The following is a 25,175-nucleotide window of genomic DNA, read 5'->3' on the forward strand; positions in this document are numbered from 1 at the left end:
TCCTCCTGGGTCATGGCCTCTACTTCATAAGAGGTCAGCTGGTAACGTTGAAAAAAAGCGATGTACTTGCTTACGGTATTACGGGAGATCCCCAACTGGGAACTGATCCGGCGCTTACTGACCCCGGCACTGTATAACTTGAATATCTTTTTTACTTTTCGCATTTCTATTTGTTTGTTGGCCATAATCTTTTTAACAAAAAAAGACTATTGCGCACACTTCAAATAGAATCGATTTTTAGTGGTTCACTTTCATCCGTTTTAGGTGGTTCACTTTCACCCGCTGTGCTATGCTCACTTTCACCCGTTTTTAGTGGTATACTATATCCGTTTTTTGCACTTTGAATAACTTTCCAAGAGTAGATTTATCATTTGTAAGTTTACTTTTAATTTCATTGACTTGATAGTCAGTTAAAAATGCCATCTATTTACTAATATATTTGTAATGATAATTTATAGTTTGCCCTTTATGTTTTTCTTTTAAAGAATGTTACTAGCCCATAACCAATTTTTATTAGGATGGTTAGGCTTCTTATTTTACCTTCTTAAGAATAATTTACTATTTATATCTCTGTTTCTTCTACTAATTGATTATAGAGTTTTGATTGTCCTCCAGAACCTGGAAGAAAATTATCACGATTAAAGTCTTTTTCTTTCAAGGTTGTTTTGTCAAAGAGGGATTTATAGTAGTCTTTAGAAACAATAGATCCTATTTCCCCTTTTTTGACATAAGCATCTTTAAAGAATCTCATGAATGCTAAAAAACCAGTAGACTTGTTTAAAATCATTTCTCTTTTAACTTCCCACCAGGCATTCGGCCATTTTTCTTGTACAGCATCAAAATATTCCCATATTATTTTTGCAATATCTGCATCGTTTTCTTCAATAAATAAATTCCTTAAAGGTCTCCTTTCTAGTTCTATTCCTGTATATTTTTCAGGAATTTTCCCTTTTTTATATGTATTTCGGTCATCCATAGGATCTTTAGATAAAAATTGCATTAATTTCTCTGAAAAGGTAGCTTGAGTGATGGTTTCTTTTTCTTTGTCATCTGCAGTTCCAAGAATTTTTATTTTATCTTTAAATGGACTACCTTCCTTTTGATTAAGAGCTCTAACAATATTATGACAAGTTTTTTGAGGGCTTCTAAATTTGGCAAAAGCAAATAAATCAGCAACTAATGATTTGTTGACCTTAGTTTGTGTCTTATTAATTGTTGCAAAAACAATAGCTTGATCTTCTAATTCCATTTCAATGAATATGGTTACATTTACATCAAAGCCATCTTTTGTACCCTCATAATTCTCTAATCCTGCTATTCTATGCTGACCATCAAGAACCTTGGCTACATTATCACGAAAAGGGAGGTACATTATTTTTGTTTCATTATTATATTCTACATCTTTTTCGTTGATATGAAGAATAACGGAAGATGGAAATGTAGCATCAATAAGATTTACGTATTTGCTGATTTCTTTTACTCTATTTTTAGATAATTCTCTTTGAATCCCAGAATATATTTCTACTTCCCTTTTTTCATCACCAACTTCAAGTCTTCGGATATCAGCATAAGATATTTTTACTAGATCTTCATGTCCTATAACACCTATGTAGTATGTGCCAATAGGTTGCTTAACCTCGAGGCATTTTATTTCTATTTTTTGATCCTCGGCCAGTATCATGATATTAAAGTTTATCTAAAATTTCCTGAACTCCTTTTTTTTGTGCAGCTATTACATCAATTTTTTTATTCTGTAATAAATTAGAGTAATAATAAAGTAATATTGTGAGTATAAATACAGCTATAGATGAAACCCTTATAAACGATAAATCATTGTTAGAACCGGCAAGTTTCCATGCATAAAAGATGGAGACGATAAGAACCAAAAAGCAGGTAATTAGAAGAAGTATAGAATTACTGTCTGTATTTCGGACTTTATAGGTGTAAAAAATATAGGCAGTTGAAGTTAATAAAGAAGCACTATATAAGTAGAATTGGCCATCGTTATAGAAAATTTCCCATCCACTCCAAATATTCATATTAGCAGTATAGTAAAGTAAACTCAATAAAATGGGTAGTAAATTTCCGCATAAACTTACAAGACAGAATACAAATGTTTCTTGATGTTCTTTCATTCTATCTCAAATATTTTTTATTATTAATTCTTTAATTTTTACTCTTTCTTTTTTGCAGGATATATAACGATAGGTACTGCATTCCAAAATATTCCATGATGAAAACAATTCTCTTATTTCGGGTAAGTCAGCATTGGAAATAACAATTTTACATCCTTTATTTCTCATCTCATTGGCAAATTGGGCAAATTTTATGTGTTCTGTAATGTCAAATTTATCTAATGTGTAGTGGTTAAAATATGCCGTATCAGACAATTTTGGATACGGAGGGTCTAAGTAGATTAAATCATTTTCTCTGGCGATCTCACCAATCTCATCATAATATGCAGTAAAAATAACCGCTGTATTTAGTTTGTTACTTACATTTATTAAGTGTTTAAGTGAAGGAAAAGCGGGTTCTGGTTTACCAAATGGGACATTGTATAAACCAGATTTATTTACCCTGTAGATCCCATTAAATGAAGTTTTATTCAGAAATATAAAGCGTATTGCTTGTTCCAAAGTTTGTTCGCCATTATGGAAATTAAATTCGTTTCTTACTATGTAATACTTTTCAGGGGTTACAGGAATGCTATATGATGTTAGACCTTGATATACTGCTTGTGGATTATTTTTTATTTGTTGATAACAGTTAATGAGATTAGGATTTAAATCTGAAAGAAAAGACTGCTTGAAATTTCCATGTAGAAAGAAAGAACCTCCCCCTAAAAAGGGTTCAAAAAATCTATCAACATTACTGAAATCAATGTTTTTATAAATTTCATTTATTAGATTTTGCTTACCGCCGGCCCACCTAATAAATGGTTTTAGAGACTTTTTAGTAATTGTACTTTCTATATGTATTTGTTCTCTCATTATTATGTCGAATAAGTAAGGGATAAGAATATTATCTGTTTTTAATACCAAGATACTTCTTTTCCAAAAAAGATATATGTTGCAATGTACAGTAAATTGAAATTTTGATATTACGGAATCCCATAAACCTAAGCGTTTTTCCAAAAACCAATAAGAAAACCACCCAAAAAGAATCTCATTCCGGGCAAAAGTAGGGGGGGGCATTGCTACTTTATCAAAAAGTCATCAATACGTCTATAAATATAGGAAAATATCAATAATATAATGGCAGACTACGATTTTTTTATACAATCCCTCAACCCCTCCAAATCACTAGGATCATCCATTCGATGTATCATACTATGACAATTACTACACAAAACGGCGAAGTCATTTTCAATATCTATCTTCACTTTTCCTATTTCTAATTCGGAGATTGGTCTTAGATGATGTGCTTCAATATACTGTTCTCCAAGGCTTCCGTATTTGTCCACGAAGTTCATATTACAGGCCTCACAAGTATAGCCTTTTAGCTTTTTTACCTTTTTGGAGAGGGAGGTATTTCTTTCTATCCGCCAATGCAGCCGTATCTGTTTGGTTTCGAAGTGGCTTTGTTCGATATGACTGCTAAAAGAAGTATCGGAATAGGCTAAGGCTTCGTAAAATTCGAGAAAAGTTTTAATGTCTTTTTTTAATGCTGTTTCTGTGGGGAGATTATCCTTGGGATAATATTTGGCCAAAATGTTTCCGGCTTGGTAATGCCTTGCATTTATTGTTTTAGATTCTAAATTTATTTCTGTAGAATATTCTGCATCATTGTAGTTGAGCTTAGCTCTAAAATCTTCAGCTCTTAATTTTAGAACGCTTTTGGCTTCTCGCTTATAGTTTTCTATCACGTCGGTGACGCCTTGATTTAAGGATAGGTAAACCCCGGTCATATCCGATTTAAAAAGGAAAACTGGATAATAACCTTTTTGGGCGGTTTCTGTTATTAGTGTATCCAGAATAGCTATCCAAGGGCAATCCGTCCAATTTCCTTTACCGGGAGAACCAATAACTTTATAACGAGTTTTATCAATTAGAAGGTTTTCAATGGCAGCAGGATAGTCATGTCTAAACTTGTGAGCAAGAGCATTTCCAGCAAAACTTTTCGATTTTTCTATTTGGTAGTTCTCAAGAGGTTCTTGTAAAATGTTTTCCAAGTTTGACATAACGTCTATTGTACTTTGGAATTTAGACCTACTTATAGTAGGCATAATTCCTGAGGCCAATTTTTTTTCTTCGAAGTAATCCTTCTTCAAAAAGATTGTTTAATGCTTGACTAATGGTAGCACTACTGGCACTTTTATAATATTCTGTTTCTAAATATTCACGAACCTCTCCGGTTTTTTTAGGTTTGTCAAAAAAAGAAGCTTCTTCAATTAACTTTTTTATTGCTTCTACAATGGTAAATCGTTTCTCCTTAAATTTATTGTACGCAGAAGGATTATGGGTTTCAACATTCTGCCAGAAATTTTTAACAAGTGTTTTTTTGTCTATTTTATTTGAAGAGAGGTCAAGTAAAACATCTAAGGGCATTCCCGTATAAAATGAAATATGGAGTATGGTATTACTGTTGAACCCTTTAGCAGAGGAAATATGAGTAATCGTATTAGGAGTAAGTTTGGTTAAAGCAGCAAATTGGGTTGGTTTTAAATCCAGAATATCTATAATCTTCTGAATTCTAAGCCCTATTTTTTTTCTTTGTTCTTGGATAAATTTCTCCATTGAACAAATTGAATCAATATTTTAATCTATTTCAATTTAAATTTTTTGATGTTAAATAGATTATTTTGTATATTTGCTTTTATTAAGAGTTTGATGCATGAACATTAAGCTTTAAATTTGCAATTCTTCAAATAGAAAATATTAGAAGCAATTGCTTTGAATCTCGCATTAGAAAACTGGTAATTTTTATGTGTACGAGAGGATAAGTAAGTTTGCTCACGACCCGGGCGTGGGCTCTCTTATCTGTACACAGGGTATACCAGTACCTCTAATGCGATAAGTTGAGTTCCACGCCCACCTTTTTGGTGGTGTTTTTAGTACTCTTCTTAATGCACAATATCATACATACTAACACATATATTATGAAAACACCAAACAAAAAACTGCGACAACTCCAACAGCAATGGAGCGCCGAAATGGCCACATTCCGGGAACTAGAACAAAGTAATAAAGCCCTGATAGGAGAACTCCACGGGCTTATAGACCGGCTGGATATCCCGGTCCTTCCGGGAGTCCCGGGCCAGTAACCGGCTTGCCCTTCCGCAACCTTCACACCCCTTTTTACGGTAAACCATACCATACGTCTTACCCCAACCGGGTATGGGATTTTTAGCAAACACTATAAAAAGCTAACATGATGAAACATGCAACATTAGCGGGCCTGTCCCGTTGGTGCCCCATAACTATTGCCCTTATTTTACTGAGCCTGCCATTACCTGCTATGGCATTACCCTCCTTACAAATTAATGACCAACACCAGGTAACCGGGACGGTTACCGACAGTAACGGCGAGCCGTTAGGTGGTGTAAACATTATTGTATCCGGCAAAGGGCAGGGTACGATCTCCGGTTTTGACGGTTCCTATACCCTTACAGCCATCCCGCAGGATACCCTGGTGTATTCGTTTGTAGGGTTTAAAACCCGGAAAGAAAGGGTAGGGGAGCGGCTTACTCTTGATGTGGTCTTGCAGGAAGATGTCATGGCCCTGGGGGAGGTTACGGTCAATGCCGGGTATTATACGGTAAAGGAAAAGGAAAGGACAGGGAGTATTTCGCGTATTCGTGCGGAGGACATTGGCAAACAACCCGTGTCCAACCCGCTGGCGGCCATGCAGGGGCGGATGCCGGGGGTAGAAGTAGTGCAGAGCACCGGGGTGCCCGGCGGTGGCTTCCAGGTGAGGATACGGGGGCAGAACAGTATTGCCGCCGGGAATGACCCGCTGTATATTGTAGACGGGGTGCCCTTTACGTCGCAGTCGGTGGCCTCGCTGGGGCTGTCTATCACCCACCCGGCCACCATTACACCGCTTACCGCCATTAACCCGGCCGATATAGAAAGCATAGAAGTTCTTAAGGATGCCGATGCCACGGCCATTTACGGTTCGCGCGGGGCCAATGGCGTGGTGCTGATCACCACCAAAAAAGGAAAGGCGGGCAAAACCAGTGTTGAGGTAAACATGCAAACCGGGGTAGGGCAGGTGGCCCATACCATGAAATTGCTCAACACCCCACAATACCTGGACATGCGGCGCGAAGCCTTTGCCAACGATGGCGTAACCCCCACGGAGACCAACGCCCCCGACCTGCTGCTCTGGGACCAAAACCGCTATACCGACTGGCAAAAAGAACTCATAGGCGGCACGGCCTATACCACCGATGCCCGGCTGTCGGTATCCGGCGGCAGCGAAAACACCCGCTTCTCCGTAAGGGGCGGCTATTATAAGGAAACCACGGTTTTTCCCGGTGACTTCGATTACCAAAGGATGTCGTTACAGTCTAACCTTAACCATACTTCTACCAATGAAAAATTCGGGATTTCGCTGACGATGGGGTTTACGAGGGAGGAGAGTGATTTGTTGAACCAGGATTTAACCCGGGATGCCCTGATGACCCCGCCAAATGTCCCGGCATTTATAAATGAAAAAGGGAACCTGATGTTTCCCCTGGAGGGGACAGGAATGAATAACCCCTATACTTTTATAAAAAGAAAATATAGGAAGGAAGCACTAAATTTTATGACGAATGCCGTGCTGTATTATGATCTGTGGCCCGGGTTACGTACTAAAATCAGCCTGGGCTATACCAATATGACGAATGATGAACGCTCTACAGCGCCTGCAAGCTCTCAGAACCCTGTTCTTGATCCTGTAGCCAGTGCTGGTTTTGCAGATGGAAAGTACCAAAGCTGGATCATGGAACCGCAATTGGAATATACAAGAACATGGGGTCAGGGAACTTTAAATATATTGTTCGGGTGTACTTTTCAGGAGAATACCAGGGATCGAAAGGGGGTAACAGCTACAGGGTTTACCAGTGATGCCCTGATAGAGAACATGGCGGCAGCTTCGGATATTAGGGTTGAAACTACCGAATATAATAAATATCGTTATAATGCTTTTTTCGGACGTATCAATTATAACTGGAAAGGCAAATACCTGGTCAACCTTACCGGTCGCAGGGACGGGAGCAGTCGTTTTGGCCCGGGGAAGCAGTTTTCCAATTTTGGGGCGGTAGGCGTAGCATGGGTGTTCTCCGAAGAGAATTTTATCCGGAAAGGTATTCCTTTTTTGAGTTTCGGAAAACTACGGGCCAGCTATGGAGTTACGGGGAACGACCAGATCGGTGATTATGAATTCCTGGATACGTATTCCCTTGCTTCTTTCCCATACCATGCCGATATAGGATTGTATCCTACCCGTTTGTTTAATCCGGATTTTGCCTGGGAACAGAACCGAAAACTGGAAGGGACCCTGGAGTTAGGATTTTTCAAAGATCATATTTTTTTGAGTATTGGGTATTACAGGAATCGGTCGGGTAACCAGCTCATAAATCTGCCTTTACCACCAAGTACCGGTTTTGCTGCCATACGGTCTAACCTCTCTGCTTTGGTGGAAAATACGGGCTGGGAAGTGGAATTGAACACCACAAATATCCAAACGCATCATCTCCAATGGAGAACATCGGCAAACTTCACGGTTCCCCGCAACAAACTCTTAGAGTACCCGGGTTTTGAATCTTCCGTGCACGCCAGGCAATATGAGATCGGTAAATCCTTGTTTATCCAGAAAAAACTTCACTATACCGAGGTAGACCCCGGGACCGGGGTGTATCAGTTTGAAGATGTAAACCAGGATGGTGTGGTTTCGTCCCCTGATGATTTGCGGGCCATCTATGAAATCACACAGGATTTTTACGGTGGGTTAAACAACAGTATAACCTATAAAAACTGGCAGTTGGATGTTTTTTTCCAGTTTGTAAAACAGACGGGCAGAAATTATTTGAACATGTTTTCTTCTGCCCCGGGCTTTTTAGGCAACCAACCGACAGAGGTTCTGGAACGCTGGCAACACGAAGGAGACAGAACAGGAATCCAGAAGTTTACACAACAATCGGGCGAAGCGGGACAAGCATACAGAACTGCCAGGTTGCAGGGAGATTATCTTTTTGGAGATGCCTCATTCGTTCGCTTGAAAAACCTGGCTATTTCCTATCAATTGCCAGTGGTCAACACGCCATTTCAGATGGTGCGTATCTATATGCAGGGGCAAAACCTTTTGACGCTGACTCGCTTTGCGGGGCTGGACCCGGAAAATCATTCATATACCACCCTCCCTCCTTTACGTGTAATAACAGGAGGCGTTCAATTTATATTCTAACCCATAATGAACTGTTTTATGATGAGAATCGACAATATTGCTGAGTATAGGGTTTTGTTCACAATAACCGTGCTGTTGATGTTCTTGTGTTCGTGTGAAGACCTTGTAGAAGCAGATGCCCCAAAGACCGAATTAGTGAGCAAGACAGTATTTGAAGATGACAGAACCGCTACCGCCGTACTTACCGGGATATATGCCAGGATGATGGCCAGCTCCGGTTTTGCCAGCGGTTTCGCCAACAGCATAAGTGTTTTGGGCGGGTTGTCTGCCGATGAATTGGTGAGTTATGGTTTTTCTGATGATTTTTTTGAAAACACCTTGCAATCTACAGACCAGACCGTCCGCCTGTTTTGCTGGAATGAACCTTATCAGTATATCTACACTGCCAATGTGGTTTTGGAAGGCCTGTTGGAAACAACAGCTATTACACCGGTAGTGAAACGGCAATTAGAAGGAGAAGCCCGGTTTATTCGTGCCTTCTGTTATTTCTACCTGGTTAATTTTTTCGGGGATGTTCCGCTTCATCTCACTTCAGATTATCGTGAAAATTCAGTGCGCTCCAGGATGCCGGCTGCCGAAGTATACCAACAGATTGTTGCTGATTTAAAAGAAGCGCAAAAGCTGTTACCGGCAGACTATGCCTTTTCGGAAGGCGAACGTATAAGGCCTAACCAATGGGCCGCTACGGCTTTGCTGGCAAGAACATACCTCTATATGGAGGACTGGGAAAATGCAGAGATACAGGCAACAAGGGTTATTGATAATCCGCTTTATGAATTACCGGAAAACCTGAACGAGGTGTTCCTGAAAAACAGCAGGGAAGCCATCTGGCAGTTAATGCCGGTACAACCCGGAATAAATACCTGGGAGGGATTCAGGTTTATCCTGGTTTCCGCTCCTCCGTCCACACAAGGGTTGAGTGAGAGCATGGTGCATGCCTTTGAGGCCGGGGATGAAAGACAAAATAAGTGGGTGGGAAGTATAACCAAAGATGGTGATACCTGGTATTATCCTCATAAATATAAAATACGATTGGGGACTGTACTGTCAGAATATTCCATGGTGTTGCGTGTTGCGGAGCAATACCTGATCCGGGCAGAAGCACGGGCTCAGCAAAATAAGATTGAGGGCGCTGTTAAAGATGTGGATGCCCTTCGTAAGCGGGCAAATCTTGACCTTATTGCAGATACCGACCCCGGTATTGGTAAGTCCGGACTTTTGGAGGCTATCCTGCGCGAACGGCGGGTAGAGCTTTTTACCGAATGGAGCCATCGCTGGTTGGACCTTAAGCGTTCGGAAAATTCCGATACTGTTTTGGGAGCTGTAAAACCGCATTGGGAAACCACCGATATATTTTACCCCATACCTTTAGATGAAATCCTTAGAAACTCTTCAATTACCCAGAACCCGGGATATTAGTCCATCATTCGAACTCACCAATTATAAATGTGTCTGTATATGAAAAAATATAAGTTTTTATTCGTTTTACTGTTCCTGTTGCTCACTGCGATTTCCTGTAAAAAACACGTATCGTCAACTATTTCCGGTCCGGGAACAGTTTATATTTCGGGAAAGATAATCGGTAGTATACCAAAAGATAGTGTAAAATTCATACTGGAAGGAGAAATCCCTTTTAATCCCAAAATAGGAGGAAATGAAATTATTGTTGAAACAGACGGTGATGGAAAATTTAAGTATAGGTCTCCGGTCATCGACAAACCCGGAAGAATAACATTGTTCGCCTTTCGCAAAAGACCCGGGGAAATGGGCTCCCGGTTCAATGATGCCTTGAGAAATTATCTTATAGCACCTGGAGACAGTATTCATATGGTCATTGACAAGACCAAAGAAGAGACCTCGTTCTCCTTTTCCGGCAGAGGAGCTGAAAAATTCAAATGCAGATGGTCCGTAGACCAACACGGATATACGGCCAATCCAAGGATGTATGACGAAAGGAGAAAAACCTATGATCTGAATGTGCTGGACAGGTACAGGAGAAGAGTAGAGTTGGCCGATTCCATTATAGATGTTCAAATCGGTGAATTGAATAAACACAGGAAAGGTTTAAGTAGGGAAATATACCAAATCATAAAAGCGGATATCATCGGGGATACGAATAGTCACCTGAAAGATTTTTGGTATTTGCGTTTAAGTAACGAAAATGTTGGTGAAGATGAAATATCGGAATTGCGTAAAATGATCGATCAGTCCGGAATTTCCGGTATTGATAATGATTTGTTGGCGATGTCGCCGTTTTATATTCGCTTTTTGTCGTTAAAAACTATTGCAGAACTCTGTATTACCCACCCGGAACAAAAAGAATATGAATTCAAGAATATATATGTCAAACGGTTCGGGGATTTATGTGCAGTATGGAAGAACCAATATGAGGGAATACTGCGGGAAAAATTACTTCTTTTTAACCTGCAAAATTTGAAAGTACAGGATACGGATGGTTTAAATGCATGCTTAAAGGAAAGTTATGTGCTGTTTCAAACGCCTTCTTTGAGAAAGATCATTGAAGATTGGTATGGAAAGAAGACGAAAGGGGTGGCAGCTTTTGATTTTGCCTTGCCGGATACGACGGGTCGTATGGTACGCTTAAGCGATTTCAGGGGGAAAGTAGTGTATATCGATATATGGTTTACGGGATGCGGGGGATGTGCGTCCCTTGCCGAAAAAGTGGACAAACTGGTTTACCCGAAGTTCAGGGATAATCCTGAGGTTGTGTTTGTCTCCATTTCAGGGGACAAGAACAAGGAACGGTGGCTTAAGAGTGTAGAAGGGGAGAAGTATGGGCTAAAAGAATATGTTAATTTATATACTAACGGAGAAGGTTTTGATCATCCGTTTATGAAATATTATGGCATTCGTGGCGGACCAACAACCATGTTGATAGATAAAGAAGGGAACATATATTCCGCAGCCCCGCCAAAACAAGGCGATGATAAAAAAATGAAAGCACTCATAGCACTCATAGAGGAAGCTTTAATAGAATGATTAAATAGCTATCCCAAAAGCTATGATGTCGTTGTCATATAAAGCAATCAGGGCATTGTCGTATACTGCAAAATCCCTGATTTGTTTCCCGTCATATCCGGGAATGTAAAAACTATAGATATATCGCTGGTTCTTTAGTGAATATACATCAATGACGGATTTGTGCCGGGAATCGGTAATCTCCTCGTTTTTAGCTATGAAATTAGAATGAATAAATAAGTGGTTTCCGTCAGCATAGCTTTTTTTGTTTACGATTAAAGGAGGTGCTGCCAGGATAAAGCGATCACTACCTTCAGCCCTTATTTTGGTTACTTTTATTTTAGCATGACTAACGGTGTCTATGGTTTTTCCCTTATAGAGAATATTCATATCGGTGTCCATTCCGATAAACTGGTTGCGATAGTGGTATACATAAATCAGATGATTGTTTTTCCGGTTATAATGAAGCTCCCCGTCTGTACAGAAAATACCATCTACTTGTTTTTCCAGGATATTTGGCATTCGTTTAACGGTTATCGGGTGTAGTGTTTCTTTAGCCAGTATATTCTGCTGAAGTTTGGCGTCATAGGTTTTTAAGACAAATGAAGACGGAGATAAGGGCAGACATTGGCTGAAATGGACACTGTCAATGGGTAGGCGTACCGGACGAAGCGTTTTTAAATCACTGTACAATATGCTTGGAGTGATCCCCTCGCTTAGATATATGCCTTGAGAATTAATCTTTATACGCAGCGCCCTCCAGGCAATTTTCTGATCTTTATTTACATTTAATTCCAATGAAGTGATGTCTCCCGTTTTATAATTAATTTCTTTAAAGGATTCGGGATTTGTGGAAGTTCCTATATAAATATATTCCCGGGTAATACCCAAAATAATAGGTTGGAAGATGTTTTCTATATGAAACACTTTCCGGGAGGTAATAAAATGTGGAGGGAAAAAACGGGCAAAATCGCCTTTCCTGGAAAATACTTGGTTGGACTCTCGGTGAAATACATACATGGAAAGTATACTCAGAAATATACAAGTGATAATGGTCAGCAGTTTTTTTCTCATGAGGATTTGGTTAAAAGGGGATCTCGGAACAAGGCCCAAAATCCCCTGGTGATAAAGATTATGGCAACGGTCTGAATGTATCAAAACCTACGGGATCGGTACATTCATCATCGAAATAAACAGCATCACATTGCGGACCGGTATTGGTCGCTGCACAATTTGATGGATCACAATCATCGCCTATTTCTTCGTACAATTGTTGTAGCGAAGGAGCATTATTTATGGTTTTACTGGCAAATGCCCCGCCAACAGCTACGAGAAAAGCTGCGCTTCCTAAAAGAAATTTGAATTTCTTCATCATTGAAAAATTTAGATTAGTGCCTACTCTGTCTTCCGGGTTTTCGGCTTCCCCCGCCTGTATTGCGCAATACATATATTATACTCGGGTAGTATTCGTTTTTTCGGGTGTGGTGTAGAGTACTATCCCTGCAATGGCCAGGGCTATAAAAACCAGGTTAAACACCAGGTGTTCCGTCCACCCCAGGTTTTCCAGGATACCCCCGCAGGAGCAGGGGACATAGGGCGAAAAGTACAGTACGGCTACGATATAGGCCGTAAAGAGGGTCATCAGGCTCAGCGAGGCATAGAGGGCCCCCAGCCGGAACCGTGGCACAAAAAGCAAAAGCGAAATGGCGAGTTCCACGGCCGGTATGGTCCATACCACCATGTCTGCAAAAGCCGTGAGCAAAGGCGACTGCCCCAGTTGTGCGCGGAATTTCTCAAATTCCAACAATTTGCTCACCGCTGCATAGGTAAACAGGACAACAAACAACAAGCAGATGGTCTCTACAATCCAAGGCCTATATCTCAAAATAAAACGCATAATCCTTTAGTTTTACGAGACTTATACTGCTAACAGTCCCTTTTGCTACTGTAAAATTAAAGGGGGGATTTGGGGTTTTAAAGGAGAAAACGGTAAAAATCGTGCAACCTCTGCACAGATCTTTCCGTTTTCCCCGCATTTATTTTAAAATATAAACGAGGCCTTACTGCTCCTTGTTTTTTCGGAACTGTTTTAACGCATACCGGAACGAACTTTCATCGCCATAACCTATTTTATCATAGACCTGGCGTGTCGTGTAGTGATACTGTTGCATAAGGGCCAGCCCATGAGTAACCCGTAGCCTGCTGTAATATTGATGGGGTGTCATGGTATATTCCTGTTTGAAGTTATTGCGTAGTGTCCGCTTGGTCGCACAGAAATGTGAAGCCAGCAATGTCATGTTCAGCTCACGATCCCGGTAGTGGTCGTCCAGGTAAGATTTTACCCGGTAGGCGAGGTCGTATGGATTATTTTTCAGTATGGCATCGTAGTGGCCGAGTATATGGGAAATATATTTTCGGATATTCCCTTCCAATACCCCAAAATTGTCCCCGGAATAATGATAAAGTTTATAAAGCCAGCGGTGCACTTTACGGTCCATGCGGGAGGGGTACAGGATATCGTACGGCATGTTGCTTTCCCGGAACCCTTCCAGCAGTTGCCGTATGTGGTGAAGGCCCGTACAACTGCGGTCTATCCACTCCGGGTCTGTTTTGACCAATACGATACTATGGAGCCCTTTGTCCATGTGCGCTACATAACGCCCCGGGTCATAGTAGAGCATAAAAAACGTATTGCTGTTGATGCGTGTCATGGGAATATCATTTCCCGTAGAGAGAAAATACCCACCCTGTACTATAAAAAAGAGGAACAGGGCCCTTTTTCGAATATTAAAACGAACCGGGGTGCTTTTGCTCACCTTAAGTTCTGTCAGGTTTATATCAAAAGGAGCGTAAGGCATGTGCTGGCTTACGATCTCCATATCCTGCAAACGGTAGTAATGGCGCTGTTTGGCAAAAGCGATGACGAAACGGCACCACCCGGGCAGTCTTTCGACGGGACCGGCGGATACTAATTCTTGGGGTTCAAAGATCAGGTCGTATGGTGTGGTCATGGCATTGGGGTTTAGGGGTTGTTTGGTAATGACGGGGGCAATCGTTAGCTGGTTTACGCACAAACCGGGAATATCCGGCCAGGCGTTCATGGAATTCCCATAAAAAGAGGAAGACCAGGTATCCTCCTTTGATTTCAGACTATAAAATTAAAACATCTTCGTGGCCGGGCAGGGATTATTTGTGGTGCGAAAAGGAGTATTTGGGGGTGGTTTTTTAGTGGGGTAGTTTTGTAGTTCGTGGTTAACGGGTTATAAATGGATGTAGATCGCTGAAAATATGAATTTTAACGCCATAGAGGTGGCTGCGTGTTCCGGCGTAGGTTGCTGAGCCTGTCAAAGTACGGAATGTACCGAAGCCCCGGTATGGGTGGTTAAGTTACTGCGTTTGATGATCTCCGAATAACCTTACCCCAAACCCTCGCTAATTTCCCTGGCTCCGAGGTGTTTCCTGAACTTATGCGGGGTTTCTCCGTATACTTTTTTAAACGCTTTATAGAAATGAGAGGTACTGGCATAACCTATACTCCCGGCAATATCTTTTAGCGGCACATTGGTGTTCAGTACAAGCAGCTTTGCCCTTTTCAGGCGTTCTGCTCTCTGGAAGCGGAAAACCGTAGTGCCGAGGATACTCCGGAAGCCGTATTTCAGTTTAAACTCATTCGTAGCAAAAATATGGGCCAGTTCCTTTAAGGACAACAAGGGCTCATCTACATGGTGCAGGATGTAGATTCGGGCCCTGGCGATGAGTAGCCGGTCGGCAGCGGTCAGCGCAATAGTATCGCGGGTTTCCTTCTTTTTTACGGCAGGGGCGTTGCCCCCCGGCTCAGCCCGGGAACCGGGTAAGGGCTGGTTTTTCTCGTCCCGGTCGTAGGCCGTGTTCAGGAAGCTTACCGAAAGGGCCTGCCCCGATTCCGGATCGGTACCGTAAAGGACAGAAACCCGGCAGGATACCGGTAGCAACAACCCGCCGCCGGTCTTTACATATAAAACAACGGTCCGGTCTGTTTCCTGTTGCAGCCGGCTTACCACATCATTCCAGGTATGGCGGGAATCTTTGGCCAGTAAAGAAGGAAACGACAAGCCCGCCATCGTACCGGTATCCAGCCCCAGGGCTTTGATCACTTCCGGGTGAAATTCCCGGATTTGCAGGTGCCTGTCCAGGACAAAAGCCGTACGGCCCCAAAGATAATCCCCGCACAGTTGTTGGGCATGTGTCCTGGGCACAAAGGCGGCATCCAGTTCTTCGGCGGTCATATTCAGCAATACCGTAATATATTCCGAAAGGTCGTCTTTATAGGAGCGTTCTATCCGGCATTGAAAATTTCCCGTAGCCAGGGCCAGGAACATATCCTCTACGTGTGCTATCTGTGCTTTGAAATTATCCGGGTACACCCGGTGTATACGGTGCTGTTCTCGGATAGCCCCGGGGTCGTTTTCGCCCCGGACGGTGGTTTTTACATAGTGCAAAGCCTCTTTTTTGCGGGGAAATATCCCGGTAGGAATGGCCGGGGCATTGGCTTTTATGTAAAAATAAGCCATTAGCCTGCCCAGGGGAGAGGGGGTATAAACACCCAGAACATGGATATACAGGGCACCTTCGCCCGCAAGGTAGTTCCTGGCCTGCCGGGTAAGGTCTTTTACCCCGCGGAAATCTACAAAAACAGGATATGCCTTTTCCCCCTGAAGAGAAAGCCGGTCCGAAGTTAAACGTATGGCAGCACGAAGGTCCAGGACGGTATCCGGCTTATAGGTTACAAACAGGATACCCTGGTCTATCCACAAACGCGCATATTTATTTTCCAGGAACTCGGGCATTTTTGCGTTTTTTCAACAGCAATTTTTAGTACATGACAAATTTCGGTCCGGGTAGATCTTCCGCTCCCGAAAGCTCTCGGGAGCGGAAAATCAGATTCCCCTGCCTGGCCGGCAGGATCTGGAGTTAGGGTCAAACGGGTTTACCGATATGTCGGCATAAAATAAATGTTGTCGTATACCAGGCAACAAGCTGCCAAAGTACTAAAAATCAGTCATAAAAACATAAGCTTTCCTACAGCCTCCGTGCTGCAGTCCCGTTTTTCCGTATGTTTTCGGGGAAAAATATGGTGCAATCGGGTAGTAAAAAGGCGCAGGAGGGATTATTTTAAGGACGAAAACGGGGTTTTGCCGGTTTATTTAACCGTTTTTTATAGTTTAGATACGGTCTCTTAGACTTCATTACACGATCATAATGCACTGTAAAGGGCTGAAACATAGCCCGAACCTGTCCCGGTGAAAGCATGCTGCCACGGTAGCACAGCAATGCCGGAATTTGAATATCACCAACATCTGACCTATGGAAACTACCGATATATCCCATTTGATTTTGCGTGAACTGTGCGAGATCCGGACGTTGCTCCGGGACCACTTCGGGCCCCGTTCCCCGAAAGAGGCGGACCTGCCCGAACTGGTGGAGATTACCTGGATACTCCGGGAGCTGGGCATCGGCCGGACGACCTTCTACAAACACGTCAAGAACAAACTCCTGTTCCCCAAATTCCGTATCGGCAACCGCGATTACTTCGACCGCAAGGCCGTACAGGACTTGCAAAACAAATAAGACAAAACCACTTGACCGGGCGAAGAGCCTCTGAATACAACCGTTCTGCATGGTGCAGGGCGGTTTTTTTTAGTTTTGGAGTTGGGGAGTCCCGGAGTTTTGGAGGGGTTTACTTCTCAACGCTTAAAACCATAACAAGTACACGTCTTTGCGAGGAGCCGACCGGAGGGAGGTGACGCGGCAATCTCATGGAGGCTAACAACATACTCCGATGGCAGGCGCATACCCGCCAGGAGATCGCCGACGCTTTAGTTCCTGCCTGTCCGGCAGGTGGGTATCCTGAGCCCGGCCGAAAGGCTGGCTCCCGATAATTATCGGGAGGCGCATTGCATTGTTTTGATTTGTGATTCTTTGCCAAACGTTACTTCTCATCAATTCCAAAACTCCCCAACTCCAGGACTCCAAGACTCCCCAACTAAAAATCCCCTGCTTTTCGCGAACAGTACTGTCCGTAGTTGTTCGTACCTGTTCGTAGTTGTCCGCGAATTTTGATACCCGTTATGGCCCTGTTATGTTTGTGTGAGTCAATATAATAACCATAAAACATATACAATGATGCACACACCAAAAGAAACCCAAAGACCCCCGCATCCGGAACGGTTCCGGCTGCGGAAAGTAACGTGGGAAGACGACTATGTCGATTTCCTGCACGACCAGGCCCAGGGCCCGCGATACCGGCACCTGCGAAGCTGGGGCAGGCAGGCGGTCCTGATCCTTGCCCTGCTTTCGGCCTTCCTGTATGCCGGCCCGCTGCTGCGGCTGGCAGACCCCATGGCGGCCGTAGTAGACGCCGGCACGCTGAGCCTGCTGCTCTTGGTACTACTGGGCGCAGCCGCCTGCCACCTGCTGGCGGGCCTGTTGGCCGCACAACTGTACCGCAGCTTTATAAGGCTGCTGGATAGCTCCTTTATCACACATTCCATAACACTAACCCCATGGCAACACGTAGGTATGTACCTGGGTGGTTATATCTCCTTGTTCTGGGGTATGGCCACCTGGCTTTCGCGAATGATGTAAGCACCCTGCGCCGGGTATACACGGCCGAAGTGGGGGTCAGGGAAGCCACCGGGCATAACGATGGCAGGCGGGTGGCGGAATACCTCCGCTATACCGGTCTGGATGAGGGCTACGACTGGTGCGCCGCATTCGTCAGTTTCTGCTTTGGCCAGGCAGGCTACACCGCACCCCGCACGCCCTGGAGCCCTTCGCTGTTCCCGCAGCGCAAGGTGATATGGACGGTCAGAAAAGGAGGGAAGGCCCGGAAAACGCCCCGTGTCGGCGATGTCTTCGGCCTTTACAATACCAGCCTGGACCGTATCGCCCACGCCGGTTTTATCGACCGGTGGTCGGGCAACTGGGCCTGTACCGTAGAAGGCAACGTCAACAATGCGGTAGTACGCAAACGCCGTCCCGTACGTACCCTTAGCGTTATTGCCCGGTGGACGGCGGATTAGCCCCGTCACTGCCAGCGAAGCGTCGGCAGTCTGGTAGCTGGTATGCGCCTGCCATTGGGAGTTGCTGCCAGCCTGAAGAGATTGCCACGGGCAAAGCCCTCGCAAAGACGCATACTTGTAAAGATTTCGGGAGTTAAGAAGGACCTCCTCCAAAACTCCCCAACTCATCAACTAAAAACCCAAATGTTTAACATTTAAAAATTTAAAAAAATGAGACGACCAAAATTAATCACGAACTATGCCCATCTCACGGATGGCGAACTGGCCGTACTGGCCACACGTACTTTAGATGCGTTGAGCACGAATACGAATTTTCCGGACCTGGACCCGCCATTGGAGGAATACCAGCCCGTAGCGCAGGATTACCTGGAGAAGCAGGCGGTTACCGCCGCGGGGGGCAACCTGCGGGAGACCAAGGAAAAGGACGAAGCCCGCGCCGCCCTGGTGACGATGATGCGCCGGGTAACGACGTATATCAATAATGTTACCGGCCTGGCTTCCGTACAGCTCAGTTCAGGCTTCTATCCCGTAGCCAGCCCCAGGAGTATCCGTGTCCCTTCTTCCTGTGAATGGACCCGTATCCGCGCATCGCGGAGACCGGACGAGATCTTGCTGGAGTTCCCGGCTATCCGGGAAGCCTATGAATACGAGAAACAGATCGCCGATACGCTGGACGAGAACGGGCAGCCCCTATGGCAGCCTGCCGGGCGGACGTCCAGTTCACGAGGTAATTTCCATGCCCCCGTACAGGACGGAGTGACGTATTATTTCCGGGTACGGGCGCGCAACAAGAACGGCGTAAGCGCCTGGAGCCCGGTATCCTCCATGCGTGCCACGGTAAAGGAATAATTATGGACACCCTGCAAAAGCTATGTATCCTGTGGGCAGGTTGCTGTGTGGTGGCCTGTAGCAGTATCCGGCACCACCGGCAAAGCGAAATCAAACAGCGTTCGGAAGCACGTATACTTGACTTCCGCGCCATGTCCGTCGAACAGTTCGACAGCGTGTGGGTGGTACAGGTACACCAGGCCTGGCAGGAACTGGAAGCCGTGGCTATCCATCCTGTAGGCCGGTTTAGCTATCACCGCGATTCGGGCTTTAGCGGGCAGGCCGAAAAGGTGGTGATCTACAACCGGCGTAAGATGGCTTACGACGCGTTGCAAAATGAACACCACAGCCATACCCGGCAGGAAAAACACAACCTGAGGGACAGCAGCGATACCCGGGAAATGCAGCAGCACGAGGTAAAGACCGTAGCACGTACCGGCACCCGCCGCGCCAGCCGGTGGTGGATCGCCATCGCGGTCCTGCTCTTTATCGTTCTTGCCCGGGTCACCCGGAAGTATTTCGGGTGGCGGAAACTACTGGGGTTTTTATTCCCCGGCAGGCCCGGATAGTGCCATGTAAGAGGTTATGTTAACACCGGACCAGGATGGGTTAGCGGCTAAAGCAACCTGTTTAGCGGCGGACTTGATGAAGTTCGCCGCTTTTGTGTTTGGGTATGCATTCATAAGCAACCGGGTTAACTGCTAACCCGATTGCTTACGCATTCCTTCCCTTTCCCTTTTACCGCTAAAGGGCTTCATGGCACCGTAAACCCATTCCCTTAAGCGGTTGACGTAACCCGGTTTGCCGTCAAAGCAATTGGGTATGACGTCTGAAGTAAACCCGTTAGCGGTTGACGTAACTGGGTTTGCCGTCAAAGCAGTTGGGTATGGCCTCAGAAGTAAACCCGTTAGCGGTTAATGTAACCCGGTTTACCGTCAAAGTAGTTGGGTATGACATCAGAAGCAACCCGGTAAGCGGTTAACGTAATCGGGTTTACCGTCAAAGCAGTTGGGTATGACATCAGAAGTAAACGGGTTAACGGTTAACGTAACTGGGTTTACCGTCAACGTAGTGGTGTATGGCATCGAAAGCAAACCGGTTAGCGGCTAAAGGGAATGGTTTAGCCGCTCAACCAACTACTTCCGGTGTCAAAGAGATTGCTTTAATGGCTGTTTTTCGGACTTTAAGCCGGGGATTTTTAACGGCTTTCCGCATCCGGATAGGCCCTGTACATGATGCCAATCACAGTTTGTATATAAGATTTAAGAAATGGCCAAACCCGACGGAAAGCGTCTTCGCCAGCCCTTCGGCTGTGCCCGGGATAAACTAAGGCGTCGGCGATCTGGTAGCTGGTATGCGCTTACCTCATAAGATTGCTACACCCTGCTTTAGGCAGGGTTCGTTCCCGATAATCCCGATGTGTATCGGGATCGGGAGACGCTTGTTTATTGAGATTTAGAAATAATAAGTAGACGCTCGAAGGATATACCTCAGGCTATGAAGTGTACCCAGTGCTCCGTACAGGTCTCTGAGGGGCTTCCAAAACGATGTTTCGCAGCCTTGGTTTATATTTAACTTCACAAAAGTGGTGAGAGATGAGAGGTTATTCAAGGGGTGTAGCCATTTCAACTTTCTTTGTAAAACTTCACAATTTTAGGGGAAAAAACCAGTTCTTTTCATAAAAACAACAAACCATTAACCAAAAGATAACGTACCTCCGTTTCTGTTGAAGATAAAATCAAATATCTTTCCATCGCTTTAAACCAAAATTACCATAGTGTATGAAATAAAACGACCTATCCCCTTAAACCTGTATTTAATTATCAGGACTTTTTTTACCCCCTCCCCCTAACAAAAAAGGAAGCCTTTCCTGGCTTAGGAACAGGTATGGCTTGCATAGGCTTTAATTATAAACCTGTATACTTATGGAAAGAATATTACTATTCCTTTTTTTGATTACTCCTGTTATTCTTTATGCCCGAATCAATACTTTCCCGGCTTCCGACAATGTAGGGATAAGGATAGCCAACCCGGGAGGTAAGCTGGAGATTTCCAATAAAGAGATGGGCATTCGTATTGCGGTTAGAGACCAAACGTGCATGGGAATTCATTCAAACCGGAACCAGTGAGGCTACGGACTTCACTCTGAAATCTACGGTAAACGATAAATCTTTCCGGACATAGTTTCCCTGACGGAGCTTAAAAATGAAATAAAAAACTTAAAAATAATCAGTAATGCAAATTTTGATTTCTCCATGGAATCTTGAGACGAATAGTTTTCAGATAGCACTTGTCTGGGAGGTGTTTTTTAGATCTATGGGTTAGTACTTTAAAATTCTCTGTAAAAAATAATGCAGAAGTATAGATGAATTAACAACTAAGAAGAAAAATAAATACTTTTTAAACATGAAACATGGTCTTATCATTTTATGTCTTTTCCTTTCTCCTTTTTTTGTTGTGTCCCAGGTAAATAGTTATTATTTGGGAACCAACCAGGGAGGCCTTGGGTCTGACAATGTTGATTTTTCCGTAGACACACCTACAGCATCTTTTTTCGAAAATTATATAGCGTATCCGGATGTTAATAATAGTGGAAAAATACATATTTCTTTGCCTTTGTATGAAATCAATGGTTATGATTTGAAATTGGGCATAAATCTGGTCTATAACACTGGTGGGATACGTATTGATGGTAGAGCATCTAATGTAGGAACAGGATGGAATTTAATGTGTGGAGGGGCTATTACACGAACAGTAAGAGATATACCGGATGATGCTTATTATTTTCAAACTCCGGTTAATATTTGTCCTGCTACGGGGTTGGAAACGGTGGGCTGGTTACATATCCCGGAAATATATCCCAATTGTAACATTCGTAATTTTCCGGATGTAGATGGAGCCTATACAGGTAGTAGCAATAACTATTCGGAACGTTATTTTGAAAAACAATATGCAGGAACAGCTATTAATTCTCTGAAAGGGCCTGATAATAGTATGGTAGGGGATTTTGAGCCAGATATTTTCCATTTTAATGTCAACGGAAAATCCTTTGATTTTGTATTTACACAGGAGGGGACTCCCAAGATTTTAGGAAATGAGAAATACAAAATTGAATATTCTATTATAGATCAACCGAATGTTCAAACCGATCCCCAACAGAATGCTAATTTTTGTCCGCATTCAGAATTTGAATCTATAGATTTCAAAAAGTACATAGAGAACTTTACCATTACCGATACAGAGGGGTATCGGTATATATTTTACGATCAGGACACCGAACGAACAACGGCAACCCATAAAAGATTCTATCTGGAAGGCGTTTCAGATGATCCGGATGACCCTTTTATCGTTGGAGAAAACTTTTTTGTGTTGGATGAAACGTATCCATCGTACATATCCGCCTGGCATTTGTCAAAAATAATTTCTCCAACCGGAAGACAAGTCAATTTTGATTATGAAACCCAAACCATAAAGGAGAAACCAAGAATCCCCGTGTATAAGGGACATTGTGAAACAGGAAGCTGTGTCACTGATACAAACCGGAATAAATTTCAACTGCTGGACTTCAATCCCAATATTGATCGTAGGACCAGCTATGAAGTAAGTGAAAAATCCCTGTTAAGAGTTAGTATTCCTGGTGTTGTCGGAATCGATTTTATTAACAGTGGAACCCGGCTGGATTCAGACGGAGGGAAAAGATTGGCTGAAATACAGGTAAAAACAGGTACTAATAATCTTTTGTATAAATACAAGCTTTATCACTATTATCAGGATGCAAATATATGTCCGTCCAATGTCGAAGATCCCCGATGGTGTAAACGCCTTTTTTTGGACAAAGTGGAAAAAGAATCCGCAGGGAGTTCAGAAAAAATCAACTTATATGATTTCGATTATAATTCGAATACATTACCTCACCGATTTTCGTATGAACAGGATTTTTGGGGATATTACAATGGCAATGGAGCGCAGAGCCTGATCCCCAGGCTTTATGTATACCCGACGAATTCGGGTTTTGGGAGGTATAGAATTTACCCTATTCCAGGTCTGGCTCAAAATCAATTTGTTTTGCCCGGAGCGAACAGGAATGTAAGTCCGTCTAAAATTCTGGCAGGAATGCTCCAAAAAATCACATTTGCTACCCAAGGATATCGGGAATATGTTTTTGAACCCAATCAATATTACGACGAGTACGCTTATAAGACTAATTATGGGGGTGGATTAAGGCTGAAACAGATCAAACACAATGATGGCGAAGGCGGCGAAATAGTCAAAAACTATTCGTATACGAAGGTTGTCAATGGAAATCAACGCTCATCGGGACAGTTATATAGTGCTCCTCTATTTGCGGAGGGAACGAATTATTTTTTTAGACCGGGGGGTAATGTGATGAAAAGTTATTTTAGCACGTATCGGGAGACAGCTTATTACACTCCGGAAGGATTTAATTGGCCATTTGATCAACTGCATAATCAGTATGTCCAAACCGAATTCGACCGATGGAACAAGTATACAAAACGCAGCTCACATCCTTACAATAAAATAACCAATGAGAAGGGAAATACTGTTCTCTATACAAAAATTACAGAATCAATATCCGGTGTGGGCAGGAGGGAATATGAATTTTCCAATCCTGAAGTTTACAGGGGATCGTTTGGTACACCAGTTCAACAGGGGGTTTCCATGGGTAATCTGTATGGAAATATATATGTTCATCCTCCCCTTTCATATGTACAAAGCATTTTTAGAGACGATGGAAATTTTGCTGATAATAATTCGCCTTTCGGATCATTTAAAGGAAACATTCAGACAGGAAATGCCGGAATAATTCCCTATCCACCGAATAGCCATCCGCCTTCAAGCCGTTCATTTAACCACGGGTTGATATGGAAAATAACAGACTTTACGGAAAACAGCAGGAAAAAAGTAGAGAAGACTTTTTTATATGATGGTTTTAGGGATGATAATGAATTAGTGTACGGTTTAATGTATAAAGCATATGAAACATTACATGGGAATTCTTTTAATCAAAGTGAAATAGCATGGGCGAAATACCATCATGTAGTAAATGCAGGGGCAAAAGTAACAAAAATAATAACCAAAACTTATGATCAGGATAATCCGGGTTATTATGTGGAAAAAGTTGAGGACTATCAGTATGAGCTACTTGCTTCCGGATATAGGCATTTAAGGAAAATACGAACTTCTACAGGTTCAGGAGATCTTTTCGAAACGGAATATTACTACCCCCACGATCTTAATGGGGCTTCGATAGGAGGTATTACCCTGCAAGAGCAATCTCAAATTGCCGCTATAGAATCGTTAAAGGAGTTTCATCGGTACCTGGACAGTCCTGTTCTTACTAAGACCGCAACCATCGACCCTAATACGAATGAAGTGCTATCGAATAATAAGAAATTAACGAACTACTATATTAAAGAAGGGCTGGACGATTTTACAATGGTTTTGCCTAAGATCATTCAAGAATCTAAAGGGGACAAGTCCTTTTATGAGTTGATTAATTTCAAATTACATAATCAATACGGAAATCCTATTGAAATAAGTGAAAAGGGCGGCCCCTCAACCAGTTACTTGTGGGGATATTTTGATCAATACCTCGTAGCCAAGATAGAAGGCAAGGCTTATGTTAGTATTCCCTCTGATCTGGGATCTGCTATACGAAACACAACCAGTGAAACTTCATTATTTTCTTTGTTTGAGGATTTAAGAAACCATGAAGCTATGGAGGATGCTTTACTTACCACCTATACTTATAAACCTTTGGTGGGAATTACTGGTATTATTGATGCCAAAGGGTTGAAAACCACGTATCATTACGACACTTTTGGACGATTATTATACATAAAAGATGCTGAAGGAAAACTGGTGGAAGAATATACATATCACTATAAAAACTAA

Annotated in this window: 22 protein-coding genes; 11 read left to right on the plus strand and 11 right to left on the minus strand. The window is 43.1% G+C overall.

Annotation, left to right across the window (positions count from 1 at the left end; translation table 11 throughout):
* From BT112_RS22130 to BT112_RS20325, 6 genes are all read right to left on the minus strand, one after another.
* A partial coding sequence (locus tag BT112_RS22130; protein WP_217652453.1) for a helix-turn-helix domain-containing protein occupies nt 1-185 on the minus strand: 185 nt, incomplete at its 3' end.
* Between the two features lie 377 nt (nt 186-562).
* Nucleotides 563-1,681 (minus strand): DGQHR domain-containing protein, encoded by a 1,119-nt coding sequence (locus BT112_RS20305; RefSeq protein ID WP_072319296.1) that lies wholly within the window; start codon nt 1,679-1,681, stop codon nt 563-565.
* A 4-nt stretch (nt 1,682-1,685) separates the two neighbouring features.
* Nucleotides 1,686-2,135, minus strand: coding sequence for a hypothetical protein (locus tag BT112_RS20310; RefSeq protein WP_072319297.1), 450 nt, complete (start codon nt 2,133-2,135; stop codon nt 1,686-1,688).
* 6 nt (nt 2,136-2,141) lie between these two features.
* The gene (locus tag BT112_RS20315; protein ID WP_175545836.1) at nt 2,142-2,990 is read right to left on the minus strand and encodes a DNA adenine methylase; all 849 of its coding nucleotides are present in this window, start codon (nt 2,988-2,990) and stop codon (nt 2,142-2,144) included.
* 272 nt (nt 2,991-3,262) lie between these two features.
* A complete protein-coding gene (locus BT112_RS20320; RefSeq protein WP_175545837.1) occupies nt 3,263-4,270 on the minus strand; it encodes an MrcB family domain-containing protein in 1,008 nt (335 codons plus the stop codon).
* The gene (locus tag BT112_RS20325) at nt 4,209-4,736 is read right to left on the minus strand and encodes a hypothetical protein (RefSeq protein WP_072319299.1); all 528 of its coding nucleotides are present in this window, start codon (nt 4,734-4,736) and stop codon (nt 4,209-4,211) included. The genes BT112_RS20320 and BT112_RS20325 overlap by 62 nt, the downstream gene beginning before the upstream one ends.
* 362 nt (nt 4,737-5,098) lie before the next feature.
* Here BT112_RS20325 and BT112_RS21940 point away from each other — a divergent pair, with 362 nt between their 5' ends.
* The 4 genes from BT112_RS21940 (at nt 5,099) to BT112_RS20340 (ending at nt 11,391) form a co-directional block, all read left to right on the plus strand.
* Nucleotides 5,099-5,263 carry a hypothetical protein gene (locus BT112_RS21940; RefSeq protein ID WP_175545838.1) on the plus strand — a complete coding sequence of 55 codons (165 nt, stop codon included), beginning with the start codon at nt 5,099-5,101 and terminating at the stop codon, nt 5,261-5,263.
* A 107-nt stretch (nt 5,264-5,370) separates the two neighbouring features.
* Nucleotides 5,371-8,391 carry a SusC/RagA family TonB-linked outer membrane protein gene (locus tag BT112_RS20330; RefSeq protein ID WP_072319300.1) on the plus strand — a complete coding sequence of 1,007 codons (3,021 nt, stop codon included), beginning with the start codon at nt 5,371-5,373 and terminating at the stop codon, nt 8,389-8,391.
* Nucleotides 8,392-8,409: 18 nt separating this feature from the next.
* Nucleotides 8,410-9,810 carry a RagB/SusD family nutrient uptake outer membrane protein gene (locus BT112_RS20335; protein WP_175545839.1) on the plus strand — a complete coding sequence of 467 codons (1,401 nt, stop codon included), beginning with the start codon at nt 8,410-8,412 and terminating at the stop codon, nt 9,808-9,810.
* A 39-nt stretch (nt 9,811-9,849) separates the two neighbouring features.
* On the plus strand, nt 9,850-11,391 hold the full coding sequence (locus BT112_RS20340) for a peroxiredoxin family protein (RefSeq protein WP_072319301.1): 1,542 nt from the start codon (nt 9,850-9,852) through the stop codon (nt 11,389-11,391).
* Here the strand turns inward: BT112_RS20340 and BT112_RS20345 are convergent, their stop codons facing one another.
* The 5 genes from BT112_RS20345 to BT112_RS20365 all read right to left on the minus strand — a co-directional run bounded on the left by BT112_RS20345 (nt 11,392) and on the right by BT112_RS20365 (nt 16,196).
* Nucleotides 11,392-12,444 carry a hypothetical protein gene (locus BT112_RS20345; RefSeq protein ID WP_072319302.1) on the minus strand — a complete coding sequence of 351 codons (1,053 nt, stop codon included), beginning with the start codon at nt 12,442-12,444 and terminating at the stop codon, nt 11,392-11,394.
* 58 nt (nt 12,445-12,502) lie between these two features.
* Nucleotides 12,503-12,742, minus strand: a complete 240-nt coding sequence (locus BT112_RS20350) for a DUF6520 family protein (protein ID WP_139276324.1) — start codon at nt 12,740-12,742, stop codon at nt 12,503-12,505.
* A gap of 78 nt (nt 12,743-12,820) precedes the next feature.
* A complete protein-coding gene (locus BT112_RS20355) occupies nt 12,821-13,267 on the minus strand; it encodes a MauE/DoxX family redox-associated membrane protein (protein ID WP_072319304.1) in 447 nt (148 codons plus the stop codon).
* 163 nt (nt 13,268-13,430) lie between these two features.
* On the minus strand, nt 13,431-14,471 hold the full coding sequence (locus BT112_RS20360) for a helix-turn-helix transcriptional regulator (protein ID WP_083565012.1): 1,041 nt from the start codon (nt 14,469-14,471) through the stop codon (nt 13,431-13,433).
* Nucleotides 14,472-14,786: 315 nt separating this feature from the next.
* Nucleotides 14,787-16,196: a helix-turn-helix transcriptional regulator gene (locus tag BT112_RS20365; protein WP_072319306.1), complete on the minus strand. Its 1,410-nt coding sequence runs from the start codon at nt 16,194-16,196 to the stop codon at nt 14,787-14,789.
* A gap of 517 nt (nt 16,197-16,713) precedes the next feature.
* Here BT112_RS20365 and BT112_RS20375 point away from each other — a divergent pair.
* The 7 genes from BT112_RS20375 to BT112_RS20405 all read left to right on the plus strand — a co-directional run bounded on the left by BT112_RS20375 (nt 16,714) and on the right by BT112_RS20405 (nt 25,175).
* Nucleotides 16,714-16,977, plus strand: a complete 264-nt coding sequence (locus BT112_RS20375) for a hypothetical protein (protein ID WP_072319308.1) — start codon at nt 16,714-16,716, stop codon at nt 16,975-16,977.
* A 552-nt stretch (nt 16,978-17,529) separates the two neighbouring features.
* Nucleotides 17,530-17,994, plus strand: coding sequence for a hypothetical protein (locus tag BT112_RS20380; RefSeq protein WP_072319309.1), 465 nt, complete (start codon nt 17,530-17,532; stop codon nt 17,992-17,994).
* Nucleotides 17,913-18,431 carry a C40 family peptidase gene (locus BT112_RS20385; protein WP_139276325.1) on the plus strand — a complete coding sequence of 173 codons (519 nt, stop codon included), beginning with the start codon at nt 17,913-17,915 and terminating at the stop codon, nt 18,429-18,431. The genes BT112_RS20380 and BT112_RS20385 overlap by 82 nt, the downstream gene beginning before the upstream one ends.
* A 210-nt stretch (nt 18,432-18,641) precedes the next feature.
* The gene (locus BT112_RS20390) at nt 18,642-19,280 is read left to right on the plus strand and encodes a fibronectin type III domain-containing protein (protein ID WP_072319310.1); all 639 of its coding nucleotides are present in this window, start codon (nt 18,642-18,644) and stop codon (nt 19,278-19,280) included.
* A 2-nt stretch (nt 19,281-19,282) separates the two neighbouring features.
* Nucleotides 19,283-19,828: a hypothetical protein gene (locus BT112_RS20395; RefSeq protein WP_072319311.1), complete on the plus strand. Its 546-nt coding sequence runs from the start codon at nt 19,283-19,285 to the stop codon at nt 19,826-19,828.
* A gap of 1,356 nt (nt 19,829-21,184) precedes the next feature.
* Nucleotides 21,185-21,388 (plus strand): hypothetical protein, encoded by a 204-nt coding sequence (locus BT112_RS20400; RefSeq protein WP_072319312.1) that lies wholly within the window; start codon nt 21,185-21,187, stop codon nt 21,386-21,388.
* A gap of 277 nt (nt 21,389-21,665) precedes the next feature.
* On the plus strand, nt 21,666-25,175 hold the full coding sequence (locus BT112_RS20405) for an RHS repeat domain-containing protein (protein WP_072319313.1): 3,510 nt from the start codon (nt 21,666-21,668) through the stop codon (nt 25,173-25,175).

The sequence above is a fragment of the Sinomicrobium oceani genome (assembly GCF_900119185.1).
Taxonomy (GTDB): domain Bacteria; phylum Bacteroidota; class Bacteroidia; order Flavobacteriales; family Flavobacteriaceae; genus Sinomicrobium; species Sinomicrobium oceani.

Coding starts and splice junctions, on each gene's coding strand:
- BT112_RS20325 (WP_072319299.1), bottom strand. CDS start 4,736: ATGGAGAAATTTATCCAAGAACAAAGAAAAAAAATAGGGCTTAGAATT.
- BT112_RS21940 (WP_175545838.1), top strand. CDS start 5,099: ATGAAAACACCAAACAAAAAACTGCGACAACTCCAACAGCAATGGAGC.
- BT112_RS20310 (WP_072319297.1), bottom strand. CDS start 2,135: ATGAAAGAACATCAAGAAACATTTGTATTCTGTCTTGTAAGTTTATGC.
- BT112_RS20365 (WP_072319306.1), bottom strand. CDS start 16,196: ATGCCCGAGTTCCTGGAAAATAAATATGCGCGTTTGTGGATAGACCAG.
- BT112_RS20360 (WP_083565012.1), bottom strand. CDS start 14,471: ATGAACGCCTGGCCGGATATTCCCGGTTTGTGCGTAAACCAGCTAACG.
- BT112_RS20400 (WP_072319312.1), top strand. CDS start 21,185: ATGGAAAGAATATTACTATTCCTTTTTTTGATTACTCCTGTTATTCTT.
- BT112_RS20380 (WP_072319309.1), top strand. CDS start 17,530: ATGATGCACACACCAAAAGAAACCCAAAGACCCCCGCATCCGGAACGG.
- BT112_RS20385 (WP_139276325.1), top strand. CDS start 17,913: ATGGCAACACGTAGGTATGTACCTGGGTGGTTATATCTCCTTGTTCTG.
- BT112_RS20345 (WP_072319302.1), bottom strand. CDS start 12,444: ATGAGAAAAAAACTGCTGACCATTATCACTTGTATATTTCTGAGTATA.
- BT112_RS20375 (WP_072319308.1), top strand. CDS start 16,714: ATGGAAACTACCGATATATCCCATTTGATTTTGCGTGAACTGTGCGAG.
- BT112_RS20350 (WP_139276324.1), bottom strand. CDS start 12,742: ATGAAGAAATTCAAATTTCTTTTAGGAAGCGCAGCTTTTCTCGTAGCT.
- BT112_RS20390 (WP_072319310.1), top strand. CDS start 18,642: ATGAGACGACCAAAATTAATCACGAACTATGCCCATCTCACGGATGGC.
- BT112_RS20330 (WP_072319300.1), top strand. CDS start 5,371: ATGATGAAACATGCAACATTAGCGGGCCTGTCCCGTTGGTGCCCCATA.
- BT112_RS20315 (WP_175545836.1), bottom strand. CDS start 2,990: ATGAGAGAACAAATACATATAGAAAGTACAATTACTAAAAAGTCTCTA.
- BT112_RS20305 (WP_072319296.1), bottom strand. CDS start 1,681: ATGATACTGGCCGAGGATCAAAAAATAGAAATAAAATGCCTCGAGGTT.
- BT112_RS20395 (WP_072319311.1), top strand. CDS start 19,283: ATGGACACCCTGCAAAAGCTATGTATCCTGTGGGCAGGTTGCTGTGTG.
- BT112_RS20355 (WP_072319304.1), bottom strand. CDS start 13,267: ATGCGTTTTATTTTGAGATATAGGCCTTGGATTGTAGAGACCATCTGC.
- BT112_RS20335 (WP_175545839.1), top strand. CDS start 8,410: ATGATGAGAATCGACAATATTGCTGAGTATAGGGTTTTGTTCACAATA.
- BT112_RS20340 (WP_072319301.1), top strand. CDS start 9,850: ATGAAAAAATATAAGTTTTTATTCGTTTTACTGTTCCTGTTGCTCACT.
- BT112_RS20405 (WP_072319313.1), top strand. CDS start 21,666: ATGAAACATGGTCTTATCATTTTATGTCTTTTCCTTTCTCCTTTTTTT.